At 30.5% G+C, this 26760-nt stretch carries 32 protein-coding genes and 1 riboswitch; of the genes, 28 read left to right on the top strand and 4 right to left on the bottom strand.

The features are described from left to right. Positions 1-18: 18 nt before the first annotated feature. From RT714_RS08655 to RT714_RS08760, 22 genes are all read left to right on the top strand, one after another. Positions 19-273, top strand: coding sequence for a hypothetical protein (locus RT714_RS08655; protein WP_313757176.1), 255 nt, complete (start codon positions 19-21; stop codon positions 271-273). Between the two features lie 97 nt (positions 274-370). Beyond that, the gene (locus RT714_RS08660) at positions 371-799 is read left to right on the top strand and encodes a phBC6A51 family helix-turn-helix protein (RefSeq protein WP_313757177.1); all 429 of its coding nucleotides are present in this window, start codon (positions 371-373) and stop codon (positions 797-799) included. A gap of 503 nt (positions 800-1302) precedes the next feature. After that, a complete protein-coding gene (locus RT714_RS08665; RefSeq protein ID WP_313757178.1) occupies positions 1303-1686 on the top strand; it encodes a hypothetical protein in 384 nt (127 codons plus the stop codon). A 265-nt stretch (positions 1687-1951) separates the two neighbouring features. Continuing rightward, positions 1952-2626, top strand: coding sequence for an N-6 DNA methylase (locus RT714_RS08670; protein ID WP_313757179.1), 675 nt, complete (start codon positions 1952-1954; stop codon positions 2624-2626). A 31-nt stretch (positions 2627-2657) separates the two neighbouring features. Beyond that, on the top strand, positions 2658-4307 hold the full coding sequence (locus RT714_RS08675; protein ID WP_313757180.1) for a hypothetical protein: 1650 nt from the start codon (positions 2658-2660) through the stop codon (positions 4305-4307). Positions 4308-4323: 16 nt separating this feature from the next. Further along, on the top strand, positions 4324-5619 hold the full coding sequence (locus RT714_RS08680) for a phage portal protein (protein WP_313757181.1): 1296 nt from the start codon (positions 4324-4326) through the stop codon (positions 5617-5619). 1 nt (position 5620) lies between these two features. Continuing rightward, on the top strand, positions 5621-6493 hold the full coding sequence (locus tag RT714_RS08685; RefSeq protein WP_313757272.1) for a minor capsid protein: 873 nt from the start codon (positions 5621-5623) through the stop codon (positions 6491-6493). A gap of 109 nt (positions 6494-6602) precedes the next feature. Continuing rightward, positions 6603-7193, top strand: a complete 591-nt coding sequence (locus tag RT714_RS08690) for a DUF4355 domain-containing protein (protein ID WP_313757182.1) — start codon at positions 6603-6605, stop codon at positions 7191-7193. Positions 7194-7250: 57 nt separating this feature from the next. Further along, entirely contained in the window at positions 7251-8063 is an 813-nt protein-coding gene (locus RT714_RS08695) for a hypothetical protein (protein ID WP_313757183.1), read from the top strand. 55 nt (positions 8064-8118) lie between these two features. Next, positions 8119-8427 carry a head-tail connector protein gene (locus RT714_RS08700; protein ID WP_313757184.1) on the top strand — a complete coding sequence of 103 codons (309 nt, stop codon included), beginning with the start codon at positions 8119-8121 and terminating at the stop codon, positions 8425-8427. Further along, positions 8428-8736 carry a hypothetical protein gene (locus tag RT714_RS08705; protein WP_313757185.1) on the top strand — a complete coding sequence of 103 codons (309 nt, stop codon included), beginning with the start codon at positions 8428-8430 and terminating at the stop codon, positions 8734-8736. Next, the gene (locus RT714_RS08710; RefSeq protein ID WP_313757186.1) at positions 8736-9044 is read left to right on the top strand and encodes an HK97 gp10 family phage protein; all 309 of its coding nucleotides are present in this window, start codon (positions 8736-8738) and stop codon (positions 9042-9044) included. Before RT714_RS08705 ends, RT714_RS08710 begins: the two co-directional genes overlap by 1 nt. After that, positions 9041-9418 carry a hypothetical protein gene (locus RT714_RS08715; RefSeq protein WP_313757187.1) on the top strand — a complete coding sequence of 126 codons (378 nt, stop codon included), beginning with the start codon at positions 9041-9043 and terminating at the stop codon, positions 9416-9418. The genes RT714_RS08710 and RT714_RS08715 overlap by 4 nt, the downstream gene beginning before the upstream one ends. A gap of 23 nt (positions 9419-9441) precedes the next feature. After that, positions 9442-9789, top strand: a complete 348-nt coding sequence (locus tag RT714_RS08720; protein ID WP_313757188.1) for a hypothetical protein — start codon at positions 9442-9444, stop codon at positions 9787-9789. A 293-nt stretch (positions 9790-10082) separates the two neighbouring features. After that, the gene (locus RT714_RS08725; RefSeq protein WP_313757189.1) at positions 10083-10412 is read left to right on the top strand and encodes a hypothetical protein; all 330 of its coding nucleotides are present in this window, start codon (positions 10083-10085) and stop codon (positions 10410-10412) included. Between the two features lie 77 nt (positions 10413-10489). After that, entirely contained in the window at positions 10490-10720 is a 231-nt protein-coding gene (locus tag RT714_RS08730; RefSeq protein WP_313757190.1) for a hypothetical protein, read from the top strand. A gap of 57 nt (positions 10721-10777) precedes the next feature. Further along, positions 10778-12931 (top strand): phage tail tape measure protein, encoded by a 2154-nt coding sequence (locus RT714_RS08735; protein ID WP_313757191.1) that lies wholly within the window; start codon positions 10778-10780, stop codon positions 12929-12931. 15 nt (positions 12932-12946) lie between these two features. After that, positions 12947-13216 (top strand): hypothetical protein, encoded by a 270-nt coding sequence (locus RT714_RS08740; protein ID WP_313757192.1) that lies wholly within the window; start codon positions 12947-12949, stop codon positions 13214-13216. A gap of 222 nt (positions 13217-13438) precedes the next feature. Next, positions 13439-14239, top strand: a complete 801-nt coding sequence (locus tag RT714_RS08745) for an FxLYD domain-containing protein (RefSeq protein WP_313757193.1) — start codon at positions 13439-13441, stop codon at positions 14237-14239. 108 nt (positions 14240-14347) lie between these two features. Further along, positions 14348-14734: a hypothetical protein gene (locus tag RT714_RS08750; protein WP_313757194.1), complete on the top strand. Its 387-nt coding sequence runs from the start codon at positions 14348-14350 to the stop codon at positions 14732-14734. Between the two features lie 361 nt (positions 14735-15095). Beyond that, positions 15096-15290 carry a YebC/PmpR family DNA-binding transcriptional regulator gene (locus RT714_RS08755; protein WP_313757195.1) on the top strand — a complete coding sequence of 65 codons (195 nt, stop codon included), beginning with the start codon at positions 15096-15098 and terminating at the stop codon, positions 15288-15290. Positions 15291-15463: 173 nt separating this feature from the next. Then, positions 15464-18193, top strand: a complete 2730-nt coding sequence (locus tag RT714_RS08760) for a calcium-translocating P-type ATPase, SERCA-type (RefSeq protein ID WP_313757196.1) — start codon at positions 15464-15466, stop codon at positions 18191-18193. Positions 18194-18229: 36 nt separating this feature from the next. On the opposite strand, the gene RT714_RS08765 is transcribed toward RT714_RS08760, so the two are convergent. Genes RT714_RS08765 through RT714_RS08780 form a run of 4 tightly spaced genes read right to left on the bottom strand, consistent with a single transcriptional unit; the run spans position 18230 to position 22587 of the window. Next, on the bottom strand, positions 18230-18925 hold the full coding sequence (locus RT714_RS08765; protein WP_313757197.1) for a zinc dependent phospholipase C family protein: 696 nt from the start codon (positions 18923-18925) through the stop codon (positions 18230-18232). A 19-nt stretch (positions 18926-18944) separates the two neighbouring features. After that, complete coding sequence (locus tag RT714_RS08770) at positions 18945-19418, bottom strand: 2Fe-2S iron-sulfur cluster-binding protein (protein WP_313757198.1); 474 nt, start codon at positions 19416-19418, stop codon at positions 18945-18947. Beyond that, positions 19419-20255 (bottom strand): FAD binding domain-containing protein, encoded by an 837-nt coding sequence (locus tag RT714_RS08775; protein ID WP_313757199.1) that lies wholly within the window; start codon positions 20253-20255, stop codon positions 19419-19421. Continuing rightward, complete coding sequence (locus RT714_RS08780; RefSeq protein WP_313757200.1) at positions 20242-22587, bottom strand: xanthine dehydrogenase family protein molybdopterin-binding subunit; 2346 nt, start codon at positions 22585-22587, stop codon at positions 20242-20244. The genes RT714_RS08775 and RT714_RS08780 overlap by 14 nt, the downstream gene beginning before the upstream one ends. 179 nt (positions 22588-22766) lie before the next feature. On the opposite strand from RT714_RS08780, the gene RT714_RS08785 reads away from it, so the two are divergent. From RT714_RS08785 to aroC, 6 genes are all read left to right on the top strand, one after another. Beyond that, positions 22767-22940 carry a hypothetical protein gene (locus RT714_RS08785; RefSeq protein ID WP_313757201.1) on the top strand — a complete coding sequence of 58 codons (174 nt, stop codon included), beginning with the start codon at positions 22767-22769 and terminating at the stop codon, positions 22938-22940. Positions 22941-22950: 10 nt separating this feature from the next. After that, positions 22951-23688 carry a TIGR01906 family membrane protein gene (locus tag RT714_RS08790; RefSeq protein WP_313757273.1) on the top strand — a complete coding sequence of 246 codons (738 nt, stop codon included), beginning with the start codon at positions 22951-22953 and terminating at the stop codon, positions 23686-23688. Continuing rightward, the gene (locus RT714_RS08795; protein ID WP_313757202.1) at positions 23651-24268 is read left to right on the top strand and encodes a hypothetical protein; all 618 of its coding nucleotides are present in this window, start codon (positions 23651-23653) and stop codon (positions 24266-24268) included. The genes RT714_RS08790 and RT714_RS08795 overlap by 38 nt, the downstream gene beginning before the upstream one ends. Positions 24269-24283: 15 nt before the next feature. Further along, positions 24284-24376: riboswitch (THF riboswitch) on the top strand. A gap of 68 nt (positions 24377-24444) precedes the next feature. Further along, positions 24445-24996: a folate family ECF transporter S component gene (locus RT714_RS08800; RefSeq protein WP_313757203.1), complete on the top strand. Its 552-nt coding sequence runs from the start codon at positions 24445-24447 to the stop codon at positions 24994-24996. Between the two features lie 9 nt (positions 24997-25005). Next, a complete protein-coding gene (locus RT714_RS08805; RefSeq protein ID WP_313757204.1) occupies positions 25006-25599 on the top strand; it encodes a flavodoxin family protein in 594 nt (197 codons plus the stop codon). Between the two features lie 29 nt (positions 25600-25628). Continuing rightward, positions 25629-26750, top strand: a complete 1122-nt coding sequence (gene aroC / locus RT714_RS08810; RefSeq protein WP_313757205.1) for a chorismate synthase — start codon at positions 25629-25631, stop codon at positions 26748-26750. The last annotated feature ends 10 nt before the right edge of the window (positions 26751-26760 follow it).

Genomic DNA, 26760 nt, shown 5'->3' on the forward strand with positions numbered 1-26760 from the left:
GTAAAGGGGGAATGAGAGATGGTAAACTATAAGCAAAAAGATTATTTCATTACCTGTAAAGATAATGAATATTTTCAAGTATTAGATACTATTGATTATTTATTGGAAAAGGCAATTACTGAGGGAAGGTATGGTATGTGGGAAGAAACATTAGAAATGTTAAAAAATCAATTACTTGATAATAAAGGGGAAAACATTACCCCGTGGCAATTTAATATGATAATAACAATACTTTTAGATTTTGTTCCAGATAACATAAAATATAAACCTTAATTGAGCCGATAATGGCTCTTTTTTGTTGGATAAAATGTAGCTAATTTGATACACATTTTGTATAATGTAGAGTAATAAAATAAGGTAGGTGAAAGCAATGATTGATGAAAGACAAAGGAAAGCAATCGAATTGATAGTGTCGGGAGAGTACCAAATTACACAGGTTGCAGAGTTGGTTGGAGTACATAGAACGACTATATATAATTGGATGGATAATGATGAATTTAAGGCAGAAATGGACAAGCGACTACAGGACATTAAAACCAGAGCAGAGAAAGAATTAAACAGTAAACTACTAAAGGCAATCGATTTATATTGGGAATTAGCCGTTGATCCAAAAACAGATAAGCGTACTAAGCAGATTGCATTAAGTTATATAATAGATAGAAACTTAGGAAAGCCAACATCTAAGATGGAGATGGCAGATAATCGAACTGATACCAACGTATCAGAAGAGGATATACTTGCAGATATAGATGCATTAGAAGATGAAGGCAACGATAATGTAATAAGATTAGCTAAATAAGATAATAGAATAATCATTTTAATATTATATAATTTCACATAATGATATATTATATGAAGTTATTATTAAGTCCTAATTGATAATGCAATATTATGTAAACTAATTACAGTTGAATTGTGTGTAAATATATTGCGTGATTATTATAAGCATTGAAATTACTACAAAGAATTGTCAGAATTGTACATTAGTCACAAAATTATAGTTTTATTACTAAAACGAGGTGTAATGTGCGAGGTATTAAATAGAACGGATTGATTGAAATTAGGGAGAGTGAGCAGGGTAGGGGGGGTATTCTAAATAGGATTAGGCAATATCCCCGTTAGTAACCTCTATAAATTTTTTACCAATTTTTCAACCCTTTTTTAAGTATAAAATATTTTTTGTAAAATTTTTTATAACCTAATATTGTCGAAACTTGCGATAAATAATTAAAGGGTTTTAGTCCTCTTTTGTCTAATGTTATATATAGAAGTAAAATATTAGATGAAGGGGTGGAGGGTGTTATGGATTGGAAAAGAAATTATATAATGGGGGTTACATTTGGTAAATTTGAGGAAAAGACTATAGTTGATAATATTTCTAAGATAGTAGAAGAATTAAATGCTATTGGTAAGGAATTCAATTTAAGCGAAAGTATAACACATAGTAATAATAGAATATTTTTACCAGATCGTGATATTGAATATAGTGTTAGTGATAATAGGATAGATTTTGTAAGATACAAAAAAGATTCTAGCAGTATGGAAGAAAGTGCAAATATAATTAATAATGGAAGGCATATAACAATTAGTACAGAAAAAAACAAGATGGGAAGAGAAATCAAATTTATTGATTTTAATTTAAACCAAGTTATAGATGAAGTATTAGAGTATTTGGTAGTTAAATAGAAAGAATCCTTTCTGAACCTATTTTATAGGTTCTTTTTTTATCCATATATATTATAATTAATCTTATCATAAATGATAATAATGAGGTGATGAATTGAAAATATTTCTAACAATAATATTTAGTTTATTTGCATTTATTTCTCTGGGTGGCTCTCTTAATCAAGAAGAGTGTACCGACACTAGAAGTCATTACATAATGGCAACGTGCGTGTTTTGCGTGTTGCTATTTTTAATGCATTTTAAAAATTTTTAATGAGGTGAAAAATTGAATACAGTTGAAAAAATAAACAGTCTACTTGAAATAGATGATTCTTATAAAGCTCCTAATAAGCTAATGAAAATTTTATTTGATAAGGAAAAAAGAGAAGAATTATTTAGAAAGTTTTTAGATGAGTTTGATTATGATGTTGCCTATGATTGGTTTAATGAATATTTTCAAGAAGAACATGCAGATAGAAAGAAATTAAAACAAGACTTTACACCTGCAAGTGTAGGAAAATTAATGAGTAAATTAATTGAAGATGATGGTTTTGATTATTATGAGGTTTGTTGTGGGACAGGTTCAATACTGATTCAACATTGGAATAATCAAAGACTAAAAACTAATTCGTTTGATTATTTACCTTCTGATTATTTTCATACTGTTGAAGAATTAAGTGATAGAGCAATTCCATTTTTAATATTTAATATAGCAATTCGTGGAATGAATGGTGTTGTTGTTCATTGTGATAGTTTAAGTAGAAAATCTAAGGGTGCTTTTTTCATACAGAATTTTAATGATAATCATTTAGGTTTTTCTGATATTAATGTATTACCTTATTATGAATATGTTGAAAGAGAATTATCAGTTAAATTTACAGAAAAGAAGTATCCTGAACACATTGAAAGGGCAAGAACACCTGAAGAAATAATAGAAACTAGAAATAAAATGCGAAGTTAAGCGTTTAGCGTGAAAGCAGGTGATATATGAGATGAGCGAATTAACAGATATACAATTATTATATACATATTTAGCAGAGATGTATGGCGATGAACAAGCCAAAGAATTAATGTTAAAACATAAAAATAACCTTTGGGGTTATCATGGCTTAGCATGGGCAACTGGTAAGAGAAGTTTGGAATATTTTTCTTTGCACTTCTTATCTAATGTTTATCTTGCAGAAGGAAATGCAGATATAGCCCCTATACATTTTGAAATGTGGAATGAAGTCAATGATATGATTTTAGATAAATTTCACGATAAGCAAGTTTATATATTACCTAGAGGTACAGGAAAATCTGTATTTGGCTCAATGGCAACTGCAATATGGGTAAGTTTATATAAACATAAAACATATACAGTTATTGCCAGTGCTATTGGAGATACGGCGGAAACGTTTATAAGAAATATTAAAATGGCAGTAGATGGTAACAAACGTATAGAAGAAGCGTTTGGTGAAATGTATGATACTAGAAAATATATAAACAATAGTGAAAAGGTCGAGTTTGCTAATAGAACAATGATACAAAGTATAAGTGCAGCTTCAACATTAAGGGGTAAGTCATATAATAACAAAAGAATTGAGTTATTGCTATTGGATGATTATCAGAAGGATGATGAAGTTATGACAGATGAGCAGAGAGAAAAGAAATGGAAAAGATTTAGTGATGATGTCAACTATGCAATGCAGAAAGATAATAGCACTATGATTGCGGTTGGTACAATCCAACATAAAGAATGTTTCTATAGTAGATTAACTAAATCTCCAACATGGAAAACTAGACAGGAAAAAGGAATATTAGTTGATGATGTAGATGAATTATTTAATAGTGGTCACTGGGAAGAATTTAAAAGGCTATTAACTGATAAAGATAATGAAAATAGGCTTGATTATGCTAAAGAGTATTATCTACAGAACAAAGAAGAAATGCAATATCCTTTGTTATGGCAATCTTATTGGGATTGTTTAGATATTGCCCTACAATATTATGAAAATCCTATTTCATTTAAACAAGAGATGCAAGGCGATGTAGATAGTATAGGGGAAAAGAGATTTAAAACTATTATTACAGAGTCGGCAGAAGTAATTGAAAGCCATAATTTCAAGAAAACTATGCTAGTGGTAGACCCTGCAGGAAGTGGAACGAAAGGTAAAAGGGATTATTATGCCTTTGTGGTTGGATCAATTGCAGATAATAAAGTTAAGTACATAAGAAAAGGTGAAATATATAGATTTGATTTTGATGAGTATCTGAATAAGATATTTTTTTATTTGCGTACATATAAAGATATTACTCATGTATTTATAGAGAAACAAACATATAGCGGTGGAGATGTCATTAGATTGAAAGAATTATTAAAAGAAGATAGTGAGTTAATGGCAAGAAATATAACAATAATCAATGACCATCAAAGGATGAATAAAGATGCAAAGATAAATTTAATAGTTCCAGATGTTAATATGGGAAGGATTATCTTTAATGAAGATGATACTGAAGCACTTGAACAATTAGCAGATTTTGCAGGTGTCGACTATTCATTACATGATGACTTTCCAGATGTTGTGGCTCAATTTAGTTTAGAGATAGACAAGCTTAATAAACAAGCGGGAAAAATACAATTCCTTAATGTACAATTTTAGAAAGTAGGTGTATATATTGAAAGTAGATAAAGAATTAATATTACGATGTTTGAAGGAATTAAGAAAAAATCAAGTTAAATATAAAGTTTATAAGAATTATTTTGATGGGAATATGGATATTTTAAGGAATTATGCCATGAATGAGAGTAGGAGTAATCAGAAAGTAGTTGTCAATTTCTTTAAGAAGTTTATCAATGATGAAATTGCTTATGCTATAGGTAATCCAATTAGTTATATTTCAACCGTTGGTGATAATGATTTAATTAGCACAATAGATTTAAATTTTGGTTATTGGTCTAAGGTGCATGACCAAGAATTACTAAAACAAGCTAATATTTTTGGCGAATCATATGAATTACACTACATATCAGAAAGTGGAGATTTTAAAGCAACAGTTTATAATCCTTTACAAATGTTTGTCTTAGAAAGTGGCAATGCAGAAAAAGAAGTTGAACTTGCGATTCAAATATACAAAGAAAACATCTTTTCTGAAAATGAAATGATAGATGTCTATTATGGAAATGTTATAGAACATTATCAGATAATAGATGATGAAACTATCAAATTAACAGGAAGAAATACCCATATATTTGATAAACCACCAATTGTGGTTTGTAGTGCTAATACTGAAAGAAAATCAATGTTAGATAATATAAAATCAGAGAATGATGCATTTAATACTGTTTTAAGTGATTATGTAAATGAAATATCAGATTTCAGAAATGCACTATTGAAGATTACTGGTGCAGAGTTATTAGATGAAAATGAATTAAAAGAAATGAAAAGAGTAGGGGCAATTCAAGTTCCTGCAAGTGCAGAAGTTTCATATTTAATTAAGAATATGGAAGATAGCTTCATTCAAAATTCATTAACTACATTAGAAGATAAAATATACAAGTTAGCATCTCATATAGATACTAATGAAAAGCTACAATCTAATCTTTCAGGTACTGCATTAAGGTCAAGAATGATAGCATTAGAAAATAAATGTCTATTAATGCAATCAATGATTGAGTTAGTAATCAAGAAGAGATTAAAGAATTTCTTTGAATATTTGAGAATTACAAAAGGACAAGAATATGACTATAGGACAATTAAATTAAAATTAACTATGAATATTCCAAGTGATGTTAATTTAATTGCAGATACAATATCTAAATTAAGAGGTCTTGCATCTGATGAAACTTTATTATCACTTCTTCCATTTGTTGAGAATCCTCAAATTGAATTAGAGAAGAGAAGAAAAGAAGAGTTAAAAATAGATTTAGATGATGTTGATTATATTGCTAATAAAAATAACTTAGGTGATTAAGATGCTAAAAGAATTAGAAAAAGAAATTCTTAAAATTAGAATTGAATTAGAAAAAACATCTAATAAGGAAGTAAGAAAGATATTAATAGAGCAAAAGAAATACCTTGAAAGATTAAGGCGTGAAATCGGTTCTATGTACATGGAATATGGTGAAGAATTACATATGTCTAGTATAGAAAAATTTAATACTAGAAGGAAATTTGAGAATGAATTAAAAGATATGTATAAAGGGCTATCGCCTTTGGAAGTTGGAATAGTAGGTTCTATTTTATATGGTGCATATAAAGAAAGTTATTATAAAACTTCATATACAATAGATAAAGGTCTTAGTATAGGTATTAATTATAAAATACTTAGAAAAGAATTTATTGATACAGTTGTCAATGCAGATTTTCAAGGTCAAAATTTCAGTTCTAGAATATGGAAGAATAAAGAATGGTTAGTAAATAAATTATATGGCACTATAGGTAAAGGTATCTATGAAGGTTATTCAGTAGATAAAATGAGTAAGGAAATTAAAGATATATTTGGGTCTAGTGCATATCAGAGTAAAAGATTGGTAAATTCAGAACTAGCTCGTGTGGTGACCAATGCAAGTGAAGAAATTTACAGAAATAGTGAAGTTGTACAAAAGGTAATTTGGATAGCAACACTTGATAAAAAGACTAATCCAGAGGATGGGGCATTGGATGGTGGTATATGGGATTTAGAAGATATATCAAGACCAAAACCACCTTTACATCCTAATTGTAGGTGTGCAATAGCTCCTTATTTACCAGATTGGAGTCCTACAACAAGACGAGATAATATTACAAAAGAAAATATACCTTATCAGAATTATTCTGATTGGGCTAAAAGTAAAGGAATAAGTTAATTAAGCTACTTCAACAATCTTTGTTAAAGTAGCTTAATTATATTAAAAAAAACAATACATTGCACTATATGGCTTAATTGACATAGAGGGCGAAAGGAGAGATTAGATAATGGATATTAATGAAGTAAAACAATTTATTGAAAGTAACAAAGATAATGAAGAGGTAAAGAACTATATCGGAGGTTTTATAACATCTGATAGAGTTGAATCATTTTTAGGTAATGATGATGGTAAGAAACTATTACAACCTAAGTTGGATAGTTATTTTACTAAAGGTCTTGAAACATGGAAATCAAATAATCTTGAAAAACTCATTGATGAGGAAATAAAGAAAAGATTTCCCGCGAAAGATGTGAAGGATATTGAACTAGAAAAGGTTAAAGCAGAATTAGAGAAAATTAAAGTCGATGCATTGAGAAAAGAACTTACAAATAAGGCTTTATTGGTTGCAGATGAAAAGAAACTTCCAAAAGATTTAGTTGAATATTTCATTGGAAACGATGAAGAAACAACAAATAAAAACCTTGAGGCACTTGAATCTGTATTCTCTAAGCATATTGAAGCTTTAGTTCAAGAAAGATTAAAAGGTAGTGGTTATACACCACCAAAAGGCGGAGAAGAAGGTAAAATTTCTATGGAAGATTTATCTAATATGAGCATAGATGAAATTAATAAATTGTGGGACAAGGTAGCAAAATAGACTTTCGGGCTAGTCTTTAAAGAAGTACTAAAATAAAAGAAAGAGAGTGATGTTATAATGGCAATTACAACATTTAGAAAAAATATATGGGAAGCAAGATTAATAGCGAATTTTCACAGTGTATCAATAGCGGATGTTATTACTACTAAACCAACAGATACACAAGGTGCAAAGATTATATTTAACAGAGTAGGTGCAGGTAGTGTTAAAGATTATACAGGTGAAATTGATTGGGCGGAAATAACAACTACTCCAGTAGAAATGTTAATGGCTCAAAAGAAATACTTTGCTTTTGCGGTTGAAGATGTAGACAAAATAGGGTTAGCAGGAGAATTAATTGATGCAACTGTTAAAGAACATTCAGATGTTTTAGCAGAAATAATTGACGGTTATGTATTAGGAAAGGCAGTTGCAGGAGTTAAGGCAGCTAATAAAATAGGTAATGCTACAACTAAGAAAACTATTGCTAAGGTAACTGAAGCATATGACTATATAGTTGATTTAGGTACTTTACTAGGAAAATCTAAAGTTCCTACAACTGATAGATTTGTTGTAATAAACAATGATTACTTAAACTTACTTCAAAAGGATGATAGATTTACTAGAAATCCAGAAGTTTTAGCAAATGGCATTGTTGCTAATGCTAAGATAAATGGATTTACTGTAATAGTATCTGAAGAAGTTGCAGCAGGTAAGGTTGTTGCATTACATAAATCTGCATTAGGATATGGTAAAGCAATAGATAATCTTGAAGCTATGAGATTACAAAATGCTTTCGCAGATGGAGTTAGAGGTCTTTGTGTATATGATAGTGTTGTATTAAGAGATGACGCTATTGCAGTGTTATTCTATGATGTAACATTAGCATAGTTAAATTAGAGGGGCTTTATGTCCCTCTTTTTACTACTAAAAAGTAGGTGATTAAATGTTAGAGTTATTAAAAAGTTTATTAAATATTACTGATGATAGTAAAGATACTGTATTAAATCATCATTTATCTAAAGCTAAAAAATCTATTCAATCTCATCTATGTTGGTCAGATGAAGAGTTTGCAAAAAGTGAAGCTAAATTTCAAACTCAAATTGTAGATTTGGCAGTTTACTATTATCAGAACAGAAACAATGCGGGAGTAATCCAACAGAGCCAAGGTAGCAGATCTCAAACTTTTGAGAGGGGTATTCCTAAAGAGATATTACAATCACTACCCTTGAGTCGTGTTAGGGCGGTGGGTTAAATGTTCTACGATAAAGAAATATCTATACTAAACGATACTGGTTATGTAGATGAAGGCGGTCTTTGGGTTGAAGGTGAAATAACTACAATTAAAACCATTCAATGTGATGTTCAACCACATACTCAAAAAATGAATTATAGGGACTTTAGTTATGATAAAGATGCTAAATATAAAGTATTTTGCGACCCTGATGAATTATTAAAGCTAGGTACTCAAGTCAGATACAAAGATAATATATACTATCTTGTTGAGATTAAAGATTGGGATGATTATCTAATTCTATTACTTGACGATAAGAAGGTGGCATAATGACTAAAGGAATAACAATCGAGGAAGCTAAAAAACAAATGCATGATAAAGTTTTAAGAGCTATGAAAGAAGTGGGCATGGAATTAGAAGCAGAAATTAAATTAGTAACTCCAGTTGATACTGGTGCGTTGCGTAGGTCAATCACCAATAAAACAGAGGATAAAGGTGACACAATAGAAACGGAAGTCGGTTCTTATGGAATTGAATATGCTTATATTGTAGACCAAAGAGTCCCATATCTTGAATCTACAGTTGATTCTAATTTAGAAAATATCCGTAGAAAAATGGGGGAGGTGTTGTCAAAATGATTAAACTATTAAGGCAACATCTATTTAAAAATGTAAATCTAATATCTATGTTAGATAAAAATGACAGTATATTTTATATAGATAAACCTGAAAAAAGAGATGATAAAACTTATATAGTTATAAAAGACAAACTATTATCAGGTCAATATATTGAAGAATATCAATTAACATTTCACATAGTAAGTCCTACTCCTCAAAAGGTTAAGGATACAGAAAGAGAAGTAATTGATTATTTGAATGACCCTAGAGGGGAAAAGATTATTAAAAATGATGATACATTTATAAGAAATATTCAGGTTCTAAATGGTGGCGGTACAATAAGAACACCAGAAAATGACTATCTTAGTGTAGTCTATTTTATTGTAAGAAAATAAATTAAAGAAAGCGAGTGGTTATAATGACATTACATAGACAAGAAAGTGATCCTATAGTATTAGGTTCAGGAGAATTATATTTGGGGAAGGTTGCTAATGTTGAAAGTGCAACAGAGGTTGAAATTGAAGCAGCTTTAAAAAATGTGGGTGCAATTGAAAGTGGTGCTACGTTACAATATAGTCCAACTATCAAAGAAATAAAGAGTGCTAACAGAGGGACAATAATGACATTTGTATCAGAAGAATCTGTCAAGTTTAATTGTGGAATAATGACATGGTTAATTGATAACCTTGCAAATTTAGCACCTGCAACAGTAACTGAAGATACTGTAAAAGGTACCAAAACGATTAAAATCGGTGGTAAAGGATGAATTCCGATAAATTACCTGAGATTTGTTCACAGAAAGAAAGATGGTTCAGGAACTTTAACAGTAAATATCTATAAGGCTCAAGCTACTAACGGATTCCAATTTACATTTGATAATGAAAATCCATTAGTGTTGAATTATGAGTTTACTGCATTGTCAGATAGTGAAGGAAATCTAGTTGAGATAATTGAATCATTTCCAGTAGAAACAGGTGAATAATATGGGCTATTAATTAGCCCTTTTTAGTTTAGTCGACTACATTAAAAATAATGAAATAATAGGAGAGTGTTTATAGAATGGCAAAAATAATAGATTTAAGTGTATTGGTTCAAGAACCTTTAGTGTTTACATTACCAAACAAAGATGAATTTAATATCCCTGGGGAAGTAAATACTGATTTTGTTTTAAAGATATATAAACAACAAGCAGAATTACAAAAGGCAGATGGCTTTGAATCTCAGTTAAAGGGATTACAGAGTATAGTTTTAACTATATTGCAATTAGATAAGTCTAAGACAATTAACTTAAAATATATTCAAGAAAATTTAACGGACATTAGATATTTAAAAATCATAATGGAAGAGATGATGAAACATATAAACGAGGTGCAGAATAACCCAAACTAGTAATCCCCGACATTCAATTAAGAAGTAATAATAGTAATGTTGGGGATAGCCAATATAAAGAACCAGAAATTGAATATATGAGAAATATTGCATTTCTTACTAAAGAATATGGTATGTCTTATAAAGAAATAATGGAGTTACCATATGCAGTATTCTTAAGTTATTTAAAATGGGCAAGAATATTCCAACTTGAACAAACTCAAGAGGGTAGAGATGCATTATATAAAGAAAGTGCAATTCACCAAACGGAACCAGATTTTGGGAAATTAAGACAATTAAACGGTTACGAAACAAGGGCTATTGAGTAGTTATTACTCTTTAGCCTTTTTTTTATGATTTTTTCAGAAGTGAAAGGATGTGAGAAAATGGCAAAGATAGATTTAGCGGCATATGTCGCCAAGATAGAAGCCGATACATCTGGATTGAATACTGGACTTGACCAAGCAGATGGGCTAATCAAAGGTAAAATTGATGGTATGGTCAACTGGTCTAAAGTTGCAATAACTGGTCTTGTTGCAGGTGTAGTTGCAGGTATTGGTGTAACTATCAAGAAAGGTATAGATAGTTTTATTGAATTTGAAAATCAGATGAATTCAGTATATACATTATTACCTGATATAACAGAGGAAGCAATGGGCAAAATGGAACAACAAGTAAAAGATTTGTCTAAGGAGATGGGTGTATTACCTAACGAGTTAATTCCTGCACTTTATGAGTCATTATCTGCGGGTGTAAGTGATGAAAATGTGTTTAATTTCTTGGAGGTAGCACAAAAAGGTGCTATTGCAGGTGTAACTGAAACATCAACTATGGTAGATGGTCTAACATCAATCCTCAACACTTATCAACTTGAAGCTACTGAAGCAGGTAAAATATCAGATATAATGTTCCAAACAATAAAGTTTGGTAAAACAAGTGCAGATGAATTAGCTAATTCTCTATATAATGTAATACCTACTGCATCAAGTTTAGGAGTGTCATTTGAAGAGGTTGGAGCAGGACTTGCAACTATAACTGCCCAAGGTACACCAACAAGTGTTGCAACTACTCAAATGCGACAAATGTTCGTTGAGTTATCAAAGGAATCTGCAAAGACTTCTCAATTATTTAGAGAATTAAGTGGGCAATCCTTCAAAGAATTTATTGCATGTGGTGGAAGTGTTCAAGATGCTTTAAAGATGTTAGAAGGATATGCAAAAGATAACAATATAGCCATTAATGATTTATTCGGTAGTGTGGAGGCTGGTAATGCAGCTCTTCAATTAACAGGTGGTTCAACAGAACTATTCGCTAGAAATCTAGGTGAGATGGCTAATAGTGCGGGTGCTACAGAAATGGCATTTGAAACTATGGATGGCGGTATCGGTAGAAGTATAGAAAAAATAAAAGTCGGTATGTCGGGAATGATACTAGATTTAGGTGAAAAGTTATCTCCTGCAATATCAAATGCAGTTGATTATGTATTAGATGCTATGCCAACTATTGAAGTAGTTGTAGAAACTACATTTAATGTAATGGGTGAAGTAATTAAAGTATTTATTGGTGTTATAGATTGGTTAGTAGAGAATCTAGTTCAGTTTTACAAGGATAATGAAGAGATTTTCAATGATGTAGCTGAAACTATAAAAACTATATTTGATTTAATTATCGAAGTAGTAAAAATGTTCATATTCTTGTTTCGATCTATTTGGGATAGATATGGTGAATACATAATAAATTATACGAAAACTGTATGGGAAATTATCAGTACAATATTTCAAAGTACATTAGAGATAATTAAAGGAATATTAGACTTTTTTATCGGATTATTCACTGGAGATTGGGAGAGGATGGGGCATGGATTAGTTAGTATTGCTAGTAACTTTTGGGATTTGATTAAAAATGTATTTAATCTATCATTAGAAGCTATAAAAACTTACTTAACACTTGCAATAACTGCATTTACTGATTTAGCAATATCTATTATGATGGGTTTATGGGAAGGATTTAGATCAGTATGGGAATCTATAATAGAATGGTTTAGTGATATATTTAGTGCATTATTTGAATGGTTAAGGAGTACAGTGTCGGATTTTTTCCATATTGGATATGATATGTTTGGAAATATGTGGGATGGTATGAAGGATATCTGGACAAGTATGAAGAAGTGGGTTGAAGATAAAGTTAGTTGGTTAAAAAGCAAGCTAAGATTTTGGGAAGAGACTGAAAGAAAAATGAGCAAAGGTGGGGGAGGTAGTTTCTCTGCACCTATGCCGGGTGGTAGTGCTAAGGCTGCATCTTATGATGTTGGTACTAACTTTGTTCCAATGGATGGATTAGCCTTTTTACATCGTGGCGAACAAGTTATACCTGCATCTATGCAAGGCAAACCATATAACCCAGAGCCAACTACAGAAATAACAGAAAATCACTATCATATCTCTAAATTAGAATTTCCAAACGTAAAAGATGCTAGAGAAATAGAAAGTGCAATAAGCACTTTATCAACATATGCAAAACTATGGGCTAATAAAATATAAAAAGTAGGTGATAATATGACGAGATGGCAAATACGAGACGAAATACTTAAATCTATAGATACACTTGTTGATTATAAATTAAAATATCTTAAATTTAATAATATGATTTATGGATTAATAACAGAAATTGTTGATGATAATACATATAGGGTGAAAATGTTTGGTAGAGAAGAGATGCTTAAATCAATTAATAATGAGAGATATGAGGTTGGGGATGTTGTATTTGTTGTAGTTTGGAATAATGATTATTCAAATAAGACAATTGTATGTAAATCTACAAGATAGGGTTGCTTTTATAGTAGCCCCTTTTTTATTTTGGATGTGATAATGTGAATATACAGTGGAAGGACAGCCAAAATGTAAAGATAAATAGCACTAATGCATCTGCAATAATAGAAGATTAAAGTGAACTTTTACATAAAACTATCAAAAAAAGAAGGACTTTTCAAGTGCTATGTGGTATATATAAGGTGTAGAAAAAGTAAAAGGGATAAGGGGGATAATGATATGAGTACAGATAAAGGGAGATTTAAAAAAAATGATATTCTTTATAAATATGAGCAATTAAATAGATTTCAAAAGTTAGTAGTAAATATTCTTTTAATAGTAATAATTATAACACCAATTATTTTTAGAGCAAGATTACATTCAATAAAGACACTTGAAAAATCTATAATATCCAAGGTGGAAAACTTGGCAAAAGAAGAAAGTTATAATTTAACGGATGCCGTACCTACTATAACATACAACGGTATTTGGGACAGTGGATATGGAAAATATAGAAGATATAAATTAACTGTTTTTAGTTCGGATTTTGAAAAACTTAACAATGATAGTAAATATAGTTTTATTGATGCATTAGATGGAATAAAAGGTAAGACAATTGTTTCTGGAGAAGTTATTTCAGATGATAATGTTTATAAGGTATCTAGTGGTATATTAGAAAAAAATGATGAAGAACACTATGTTACTGTTGCCAAAGCAAAAGAAAGAAAAGAACAGGAAAAACAAAAAGAAATAGAGGATAATAGAAAAAATCCATTTGAATTTGAGGGTGTAAAAATGACTGTAAGTGGCAATTATATTTACTATACAGGATATGTAAAAAATATTAGTGATTTAAAATTTTTTTATATAAAAGTTAAAGCAACCTATTATGATGAAAATAAAGATGTAATTGATACTGATTGGACTTATGCAGTAGGTAGTGAAGGACTTTCACCTAATGATAGAAAAAGTTTTGAAATAATGACAAAATATAATGAAAGTGTCACACAAGGTAGCTTGAGTGTATTAGATTATGAATAATATAAAAGAGGATTAAATATATGATTGATTTAGTTAAAGCAGTAATTGATTTTAGTGAAAATTAACTTAAATAAACTATAAAAAAGGATATAACTGGGAGGAGATTTTATGAAAAACAATAGAATATTACTTTTATTGTTGATTTTGGCACTAGCATTAGGGATTTCAAATGGATGTGTTGGCAATAATAAAGTTCAATTTGAAGGAGTAGAAAATAAAAAACTAACTAAAGACTTAATTGAATTAAGAGATTTAATAATTAGTAGTATAAAACATAAAAAATACATGGAAGACGACATTGATAAAATACTAGAGAAAATCAGTGACAAAAAATATCAAGAAAAATTAAATGATATAGAAATTCAACTAATAAATAACATTAACAATGTCAAAGAGCACTTAAAATATGACTTAACCAATGGTGAAAAAATAATAACCAGTTCAACATATGAAAAGATAAACTGGTTATTACAAGCCACAACCGAAAAACCATAATCTTATAAACTTATTTAGAGCCAATTTAGGCTCTATTTTTAGATAAAATGTAGAAAGGGTGTGATGAAGATATATGAAATAATAGATAAACAAGGAGTAGAGTGTCTATTTTGTGAAAAATCAACCTCTGTAACCATTGGAAACACTACATCACAGAAAGGCATTTCTCCACAGGATGCCCTATTTCGTTTTAGCCATACGATAGCATTAGATGAAAATAATCATGCCTTAAATCGCCTTCTACAGAGAATACATATTTTTAGTAGATTGGGATGTTGTACATGGTAATTTACTATGATATACTTTAAATATAAACTAATATTATGTAGTATTGGACTATGATAAACATATAGAATATAGAGTGTTCGTTAAGGATGGTCTAGCTGCAGCGAGTTATGAATTTGCCATGGCAGAACTTACTTATATTCCACAAAATACAGTAGAATTAACTAATCCAGATGATATTAAAAATATGGAGAAACTAATAGATATGCTTGAAGATAATGACGATGTTCAAGAAGTATACCATAACTGGGAGATGCCGGAGGAAGAGTAATTTTATAAAGTCCTAATGAATACAAAGAGTATAAAAAAGATGTAATAGGAGCTGAAACTATTGCATCTTTTTTATACAAATTAAAAAATAAGTCATAAAAAGGAAGGACAAACTATATAAATATAATGAATACTGATATGAAGGAGCAAAACAAGAAGAAAAGGGGGAGGGAAATGAACTGGTATAAGTTAGGAAAAGAAGAGGTAGTAAAAAACCTAGGGACAAGTATAGAAAAAGGTTTGACTGATACAGATGTTCAGAAAAGGCTAGAGAAATATGGGACTAATCAATTAAAGGAAAAACCTAAAGAAGGCCTTGTTTCAAAGATAGTAGAACAGTTTTCAGATTTTTTAGTGCTAATTTTGATTGCTGCAGCATTGGTCTCTATTATTATTGGTGAAACTAGAGATTCTATTGTAATATTGTCTATTGTAGTAGTTAATGCATTTTTAGGGATTTATCAAGAAGGACGAGCCGAAAAGGCATTGGAAGCACTTCAAAACATGACATCTCCAACTGCCAAAGTTATCAGAAATGGATATTTAGATGTAGTTCCAGCTGCTAATTTAGTACCTGGTGATTTAGTAGTGCTTGATGCAGGGGACATAGTTCCAGCTGATATCAGATTAGTTGAAAGCTCTAATCTAAAAATTGATGAGGCATCATTAACAGGGGAGTCCGTACCTGTAGAAAAGAAAAGTAATAAGGTCTATGAAGATGATATTCCCTTAGGAGATAGAGAAAATATGGTTTTTATGAGTACTATCGCAACTTACGGAAGAGGAAAGGGAATAATAGTAGAGACTGGTCATAATACGGAGATTGGCAGGATAGCAACACAGATTCAATCCATTGATGAGGAATTAACCCCATTACAGAAAAAGCTAAATGAGTTAGGAAAGTATTTAGGTATAATCACCATAGTAGTATGTGTAATTGTATTTGGCGTTGGTATATTACAGGGAAGAAAAGTAATGGATATGTTTATGGTGGCAATTAGTTTAGCTGTTGCTGCTATTCCTGAAGGTCTGCCTGCTATTGTAACTATTGTATTAGCCTTAGGTATGAATAAAATGGTGGCAAGACATGCCATAGTTAAAAAGCTTCTTGCTGTTGAGACCCTTGGGAGTATAACAGTTATATGTTCAGATAAGACTGGAACTCTAACTCAAAACGAAATGACAGCAGTAAGACTTTTTACAGGTAATAAAATTTATAACGTAACTGGTGTAGGATATAATCCTACAGGAGATTTTAAAATAGAAGAAAAAAAGGTTAATCCTAAAGAAGTAATTGATCTAAAGAATTTATTATCTATAGGGGTACTGGCAAATGATGCAGATATTAATAGTGCCAATGAAGCATTTAAAGTAGTTGGAGATCCAACAGAAGGAGCATTGGTTACATTAGCTCATAAGGGGAATATAACTAAATATACTATGAATAAGGAATGTCCTAGAATTGAAGAAATGCCATTTGATTCCGATAGAAAGATGATGACAACATTTCATAAAAATTATATACCAGGAAAAATCGTATCTTTTACAAAAGGGGCTCCGGATATAGTTATAAAAAGGTGTAAATATATTAGTGTCAATGGAGAAATAGAGGTCTTTGATGATAGCCTAAGAAAAAAGGTATTAGATGTTAATAATTTCTTTGCTAAGGATGCTTTAAGGGTGTTGGCCTTGTCTTACAAAGAATATGATAATCTTCCAGATAATATTTCTTCTGATAGTATTGAAATGGAAATGATATTCGTTGGATTAGTAGGGATGATAGACCCATCACGCCCTGAAGCGAAAGATGCTATTGTTAAATGTAAGGAAGCAGGTATTAAGCCTATTATGATAACTGGGGATTATAGAGAGACTGCCTATGCAATTGCCAAAGAACTAGATATTGCTAAGTCTATTAATGAGGTCATGGTAGGTGAAGAATTAGATGGCATCTCAGACAGAACTTTTAAGGATATAGTAAAGAATACAACTGTTTACGCTAGAGTATCTCCAGAACATAAGGTTAGGATAGTTTCTGCACTTAAAGCCAATGGAGAAATTGTTGCAATGACAGGAGATGGTGTTAATGATTCCATGGCTTTAAAGAAAGCAGATATTGGAATTTCCATGGGTATAACTGGTACAGATGTAGCTAAGAGTACAGCTGAAGTAATTCTTACTGACGATAACTTTGCAAGTATCGTAGCTGCTGTGGAAGAGGGTAGAGTAATTTACAGCAATATTAGGAAATTTGTATTTTTCCTTTTATCCTGTAATATTGGGGAAATTATAATAGTTTTTACTAGTATATTATTTAATCTACCTATACCACTCTTACCAATACAATTGTTGTGGCTAAATTTAGTAACAGATAGTTTTCCCGCCTTAGCTTTAGGAATGGAAAAGGGGGAGGAGGATATAATGAAGCTAAAACCTAGGAACCCAGATTCCCCAATAATAGATAGGCATATGATGGTAGATATAATAGTCCAAAGTATAACTATTGGTGCTACATCATTTTTGGCTTATATTTGGGGACTTAAGGTTTTTCCAGATAGCCTAATGAAAGCTAGAACTATAGCTTTTTCAACATTGATTTTGGCGGAACTTTTAAGAGCATATTCAAGTAGATCGGAAAGGCATATTCTATTTGAAATAGGAATTTTTTCAAATCCAACTATGATATATGCAACTACACTATCATTTTTCCTTTTATTAGGAGTTATATATGTTCCGGCTCTACAGCCAATATTCCATACTGTTCCACTGAGGTTAGTTGATTGGGGAATTATTGCAAGTTTTGCATTTCTCCCCTTAATAATATCTGAGCTTTATAAAGCATTATTTAATAGAAGTAAAGAAGATAAAGAAACATCCATGAAATTATATAAAGAAAGATTTTAATGTAAATAGTCAATCTCTGTATAGAGTAGAGGTTGACTATTTTATATCATTATAAAACATAATCATTGCTCCTGCTGTAGTTCTTTCTGCTAAGGGAAGACCACATCTGGTAATACGATAAAAACGATTTTTATCATCTGAGATTACTTTAAATCTGTTATATATTTTAATGGCTACTCTTGAATTAAATCTTATATAGTCCTGAATAGAATCTAGCAAATAAGTTCCTTTTTCGGCTTGAAACTCCTTTATATATTCATAGGTATGTTTAACATATGATTCATATTGATGATGATTATCTAATAATCTAATATTAGCATGCTGTGGTATAGTCATATCCTGAATAATATGTAAAGTAGCCCCTAGATAGAACATAGATTTATTAAATTCTTCTTTATCCCATAGTTTAAGAGCTTCTTCATAATAATCTGTTCCTAAATCCATAGCAGATTTTCTTCCATATAAACCCCTCTTTTTGTAAGGATTATAGAAATGATTTGAGCTTTTGAAATCTTGGTCTGCCCATACAGCACCTTCATTTATATCTAGAATAAAACTATGGAATAATCTATATTCATTTAGATATTTATCGTTTTTAATGATATTTAAGGCGTGAAAATTAATGAATTTATGAACCTTACAATGGGTTTTCATTATAGACTTTTTTATAGGATTTGCAACACCAAAAATTGTTTTTAAAATATAATCATATGTTGTTTCGATAATATCCATTTTATTCACCTACTATAAGTTAATTAATTTTATCTTTTAATATTGATTTTATAGCATCTTCAATTTCGGCATATCCTGTACATCTACATAAGTTGGATTGAAGCCATTCCTGTATTATATTATCATCTGCATTTGGGTGGATTTGAGATAGTGCATGACAGACTATTAAAAAGCCTGATGTACAGTAGCCACATTGGAAGGCAAAACTTTCAACAAATGCTTTTTGAATTGGAGCATTATTCAACCCTTCTATAGTTATTATTTCTTTTCCAATTGCTTCAACAGTAAGCATTAAACAAGATTTTATTGGCCACCCATTTACCAAAACCGTACATGCTCCACAATCTCCATTTTCACAACCAGGTTTTGCCCCAGTAAGCCCAAGTTCATTTCTCAAAGTAAATAATAATATATCTGAGGGTTTAGCAATTACATCTTTATCTTTTCCATTTATATTTAAGGTTAATACCGTAGGCTTTAATATTTCTAGCATTCAATTGACCCCCTCAAATTTATTAAGTAATTCATATAACATGTTATATAGCATGAACTTTCTATATTCAGAAGAACCACTAATATCATGGAGTATTTCATAGGGTATATTATCAATAGCTTTTCTAATTCTCTTATCTTTGGAAACAGAATTGTCGTTTAGAATTTTTTCTATATCAATAGATCTAAGGGGATGTTCACATAAACCACTAAAAGCAACAGAAATTCTACCATTATCCTTTAATGCAGCCATTGTAATTAGAGGATAATCTATTTTTTCATTTTTTGTTCTTTTCACATGGCTATAGGGTAATTGGAGAAATTTTTTATCTATTATTACTTGGATTATAATCTCATCATCTGTAAGTTGCAGCTTTTTATCATATAAATCTATTATCTTTAGAGTTTTTTTGCAGATATCACCTTGAACTACTATTTCACTATTAGATAGGAGGAGGGGGAGCATAGCTTCTTTATATATAATGGTTCCCATCAAATTACCACCTAATGTAATTTTATCTTGTATTGTATGGTCTGCTATTCTTTTAACTGTTAGGCTAAGAAGTGGAAAATGATTTTCTTCGGCAATTTTTGTCAAAGTTATAGCTGAACCTATTGTCAAATTGTCATTTTTAAATTCGAGTACATTGCATTCAGGAATACCTTTGATATCTATTACTGCACCTGTATATCTATTGTACATTCTTGCCATAGAGATAAATTCTGTTCCTCCGCCATAATAAATGGGCTTTTTTCCATCTAGTTTAAGTTTATTAAATAATTGAATGGCATCTTCAATTGTATTTGGCTTATAATATTCAAAATCAAAGGGTATCATATTTACCTCCTGTCTTGGTTTTCCATATTAATTCAGGTGAAATAGGTACCTTATCAAAATCGGCTTCTGCTGCCAAGGATAATGCATTGGCAAAAGCAGAAGGCATTCCAAGAATACCATGCTCCGCTATACCTCTAGTACCAAAAGGAGCATCTATGTCAGGGGTCTCTATAAAATCTACTAGATATTCTGGATTTTCTCCAAATCGTAAAAGCTTATAGGTTCTTAAGGATGTATTTTCTAATATGGCATTTTCATCATATAAAAACTCTTCTCTAGTTGCTAAACCAATCCCCATACTCATACCACCCATTATGACTCCTTTTGCAGCCTTAGGGTTAATTGCCCTACCTAGATCTATAACGGTGGCAGCTTTCAGTAGTCTATAGGAATAGTTCTTAGGGGTATATTCTATTTCAACAGCCTGAGCACCTACAGTCCATGAAACAGATGGTTTACCCTTTCCCGTTTCTTTCTCTAATTTAGTTAAATTTTTCATAATATAATTTCCTCTACCAATCATTTGTCCATATATGGCTTCACCATTAGCATATTTATATCCATGAACTAAATCTTTAAAGTCAATAAATTTAGTAGGATTATCTTTTAAATATACTCTTTGTTCACCAATATCTAAATCATTAGGAGGGCATTTTAGAGCAATACCACCTAATTCCTTTAATTGTCCTATTAAATCATCAGCAGCCTTTATAACAGCATTTCCCACCATAAATGTTGTCATACTTGCAACAGTTTTCCAATGCTTCGGGCTTATTCGTGTATCTACATCCATAAATACATAAATTTCATCAACATCTATCTTCATCTTTTCTGCTAGTATTTGAGCTAAAGTAGTTTTCATACCTGGACCAATTTCCGTAGCACCTACATTTAAATTAATGCTACCATCAGCATTTAAAGTGAGTACAGCTCCCGAAGTGGCATTAGTAGGGGAATCTGCAGATTTCCAAAAGCAAGAAATCCCTTTAGCTTTAATTGTGCCTTTATTTGTTTTAATTATTCGTCCTTCCTCCCAATTAATAGCTTCTTTTAATTTATAAAGACAAGATGTTAGATTTCCAGTATTATTAAATGTTATTTTGGTTTGTGTTGGAGAAGTATTTCCTTCTACTATAGCGTTTTTTAGCCTTATATCCAAGGGATCCATACATAGTGCTAATGCCAGCTTATCAATCATTCTTTCAATAGCAAAGGTAAGCTCTACATGACCAAATCCCCTATAAGAAGTAACATAGCAATGATTAGTATAAATACTATAGGAATCACAATGAATGTTTTCAATATTATAGGGGCCAGAACAGTTAATGGATATGGACTTTGCCATACGTGGACCAGTACCAGTATAGGCGCCACAATCTACATAATAAGTACATTCTAAAGCTTTTATAAATCCATCTGATGTGGCACCTATTTTAAGCTTTGCATTTACACCTATGTTAGATGGCCAAGTAGAGATATCTTCTTCCCTAGGACTTGCCATTATAACCATTTTACCTTCAACTGCAGAGGAGGCTAGGTATGCAAGAAATTCCATCTGAACTCCAGCCTTTCCACCAAAGGCACCACCTACTAATGGTGTGCGAACAATAACATTCCCTTCGGAGTTTTTATATTGTGTACTTATTTCTTCTCTAACTGCAAAGGGTGATTGAGTTGATGTATGTACAATTGTATCCTTGCTCGGCAATATTTGAACTTTAGAATTTCTAGTTTCCATTGCTAGATGATCTGACTGAGGCAAAGAGAATTCGCCCTCAAGAACTATATCAGATTCTCGCCACCCAATATCCATATTTCCTTTTCTAATTTTTACATGGTCTGCTATATTAGTATGACCTACAGGATATACACGAGTATCAGGACAATAATAATGTCCCAGATTTTCATGTATAAGATAGGCATCGGGTTTTATGGCATCAAATACGGAATTAACTATAGGAAGTGTTTCATATTCTACTTTAATAAGTTTTAATGCTTTCATAGCTTCTTGCTCACTATTTGCTACAACCACAGCTACAGGTTCACCGAAATATCTAACTTTATCTCTTGCTATAGGTGGCCTATCGTTGATGATGGAACCTACTAATATGGGCATATATTTTCCAGTGATTATGGCTTGAACACCTTTGGATTTTAAAGCTTCTTTTGTATCAATTGATTTTATAATTGCGTGTGCATAAGGGCTTGGTAATATTCTTCCATGTAATGCATTAGGAGTTAAGAGATCACCATTATATTTTGCAGCACCTGTGACCTTATCCCAAGCTTCTTTTCTAATAGTATTGACCCCGATTCTTGGTGTATTATTCATAGGCTTTTCTCCTTTTTAAAAATTATTATAAAAATTATTATTTCCATATAAATATTTAGTATTCATCATATGAGGATATGTAAAACTTAGAAGTTATAATTAAAAGATTTAAGTTCAACTGTATAAAAGAATAAGTATTTAACATAATAAGTATAAGGTTATAAGAAGGAGGAAAAATCATGGAGACAAATGATACTTTTCAAGAAATAAAAGAGAGGTTTATAGCTGCAGATCTAGATACAAAGATTCAAATATATACTACTGTTCAAGGATTATCAGTAGAGCAATATAAGGAATTACTTAGGGTTTTTCCAATTAAATATTTAGATAAATTAGAGAGAGCAATGGCATAGTTTTAAAAGGATTGGAGAATTATATTTCTTCAATCCTTTTAAATTAAGAAAAAAACAATTATTGAGGTGGCTTATTTTGAAGAAAGTAATTTTAGTCTTATCATTATCTTTATTTTGTCTTCTAACAGCAGTAGAAAAAAATGCTTTTAACTTTCAGCAATATATTGATACATATTCCAATTATAATGTAATGGAGATAACAGGGAAGAGTTTGAATGAATTAGGAAATATAACAAAAGATTTATTAGATTATTTAAAAGGGAAGGTAGGTATTCAAGTTTTAGAATCAAATTTCAATATAAAAGAAATATGGCATATGAAAGATGTAAGAGAGTTATTTAGAAAAGGATTTATATTACAATATATATGCATTGTACTATCCATTTCTATAATAATTTTATTTGTTGTTAGAGGGGAAAAAAATATATTGGGAATGTTTTTATATAAAAGTTTGTTTATCAATTGGATATTAATTGGAGTTATTGTAATTATGATATATTTTGATTTTAGCAAATACTTCACTTATTTTCATTATGTCTTTTTTAAGAATAATCTTTGGCAATTAGACCCACAAAGGGATTTATTGATACAGCTTTTTCCAGAAGAGTTTTTTATTAATATAACAATAAATATTATATTATCTTTTCTTAGTTTTGTGGCAATAATACAGAGTATAGGATATTTTATTGCTAGGGAAAGGTGGCGAGAGAATGAAAAAAGTTTTAAATTATTTAAAAGAAAATCGTAGGGAAAGAGAAAAACAAAGAGTATTGGATAATTTTTATACCAAACAAATGAAAAATGGTAAGACTGTTAGGGCGGATATTTTAGATAAAATAGCTATGGGAATAATTATCTTAATTTTTTTTACCTTAATATTGAATAGGTTAATAGATAGTTTTATTATCTCTTTAAGTATTTCCCTTGTTATAGCTATAGTTATGAGTATATATATAAAAAAGGTCATTCTAAAAAATAGGGATAAAAGAATAGAATCGATTAAAAATGAATATAGAATAAAGCTTGAAGAGGAAAAGGTGATATCTTCCAATGAAGATATAGAGGATTATATTATAGATAGATATTATGAAAAAAAGTCAGAATTAAAGAATAGTTTTAATTTTTTAAGCAAGGATAAGATATTTAAATTATATACTCTGTCAATTATATTTTATATGGTTTCTTATTTCTCTACCTATCCATTATATTATAGAGTAATGTCTATAATTTCTTTTATTATGGCCTCTATTATTGGTTCATATAACTTAACCGAATATATTAGAAAAAGGGGCAATAATGATTTACTTAATAAGGATATTGATGTATAATGATATTGTTAGTAAGACAGAGTAGGTAAAGAGCGTCAAGTGTTAAGGGATGGGAAGTTGCCCTTAAACGAAGGATATATTCTGCGATTCTTTACCGCGTCCGCTGGATCATTAAAGAAACCTCTTATCTTTGATGTGACAGTTGCCTGTCACTAACAAAAGAAAGGAGGATAAAAATGAATAAAGGTAAGGTAATGAACACGAGGACACTAGTATATGCTGGTTTTTTGACAGCTATATCTATAGTTCTTACAAGATTTTTAGCTATTATGGTACCATTGGCAGGCTTACCTACTTTAAGGATAAGCTTTGGAGAGATTCCCCTAATGATAAGTGGATTGTTATTTGGACCAGTAGTTGGAGGTATAAGCGGATTAGCTGCTGATTTAATTGGTGTTATGGTAAATCTTCAAGGGCCATCTATTCATCCTGGTTTTACATTAAGTTCTATATTGTGGGGTGTAATACCAGGTATTTTAGGAATCTATTTTAAAACTAAAGTAAAAGGTGGAAATCCATTTTCATTGAGAAATGTAACTATTATAGTTAGTGTTTGCATTTTATTTATATCATTAGGACTAAACACTTACTGGTTATCAAATTTATTTGGAAAAGGATTTATGGTATTACTTCCAGGTAGAGCCTTATCTGCTTTAGTTAATATACCAATTCAAAGCTTTATTACTACGACTTTAATAAAGCATCTTAGAGGAATGGTAACAGTATAGGAGGTCTAAATGAAAAAAGTATTAGCTTTAATGGGTAGCCCTAGAAAAGGAAAAAATACAGATAAATTAATAGAATATTTATTAGATGGAATTAAAGAGAATGATTATGAGATTAATAAAATATATTTAATGGATAAAAAGATAAATCCATGTACAGGATGCGATTATTGCGGAAAAGTAGAGGCTTGCGCAAATAAAGATGATATGGAAACTATTTATAAAGGTTTTGATAGTAGTGATATAATAATACTTGCAGCGCCCATATATTTTAATTCTATAAATGGACTAACTAAAAATATGATTGATAGATGTCAAAAATATTGGTCATTAAAATATTCTATAGGTAAAAAATATAAACAAACTGAAGATAGAGTAGGTGTATTTTTAGCTACAGGAGGGGCACCTTTTTCTAATAATCAATTTGATGGAGCTATTCCAGTTATGGACTACTTTTTTAGATCTATAAATGCAAAATATAAAGGGAATTACTTTATATCTAATACAGATAAAGAACCTATAGACAAAAGATTAGATGTTAAAGATGAATTATATAAAATAGGTAAAAACATTTGGAGCATAAAAGACTTCTACCTTCACAGGTAGAAGTCTTTTACATAATAGGAGGGATAAAAATGATAAGATTTTTAACAGGCGGGGAATCCCATGGGCAATCCCTTACAGGTATAATAGATGGGATGCCTGCAAATTTATATCTGGATACAAACTACATAAATGACCAGCTAAAAAGAAGACAAAAGGGATTTGGCAGATCAGTTAGAATGGAATTAGAAAGTGATGAAATAATTATATTATCTGGTATAAGTCAGGGTTTTACTACAGGCAGTCCAATTACCATATCTATTAAAAATAAAGGTACAAATATTGAATTAGTAGAAGTTACTAAACCAAGACCAGGTCATGGAGATTTAGTAGGAGCACTTAAATATAATCAAAAAGGTGGACGAAATATACTTGAAAGAGCATCCGCAAGAGAAACAGCTATGAGGGTGGCATTGGGAAGTATTTGTAAACTTTTACTGAAGGAATTCCATATAAATATCTATAGTCATGTTATAAATATTGGTGGGATAAATTCAGATATAAACTATTATAATGGATTAAAACATGAAGAGTTAATTAGGGCTGATGAATCAAGTATTAGGGTAGTAGATAAAGAGTCAGAGGAAAAAATCATAAAAAGAATCCAAAAAGCAAAGGATGAAGGAGATACTTTAGGAGGGATTATAGAGGTTATAGTTAAAAATCCTCCTATAGGATTAGGAAGTCATACAAATTGGGATGCAAAGCTTGATGGAAGACTTGCAGCAGCCTGTATTAGCATACAGGGAATCAAAGGAGTAGAATTCGGACTTGGAAGTATTGCAGCATCAACTCTAGGATCAAATTTTCATGATGGAATTTTCTATGATAATAAATATAGGAGAAGGACAAATAATGCAGGAGGCATAGAAGCAGGTATATCAAATGGAGAAGATATAGTTATAAGAGCTACTATGAAACCAATACCTACTCTTAAAAAACCCTTAGAAACTGTAGACATAGTAACTAAGGAGAAAAAAACGGCACAATTTGAAAGATCGGATGTATGTGCAGTTCCATCAGCTAGTATAGTTGCTGAATCTATGATAGCATATATATTAGCAGATGAACTAATTAAAAAGTTTGGAGGAGATTTTTTAGATGAGACTAAGATAAATTATTATAATTATCTTAAGTATTTAGAAAGAAGGTAATAACATGGTT

This window comes from Tissierella sp. (assembly GCF_032104385.1).
Taxonomy (GTDB): Bacteria; Bacillota; Clostridia; order Tissierellales; family Tissierellaceae; genus Tissierella.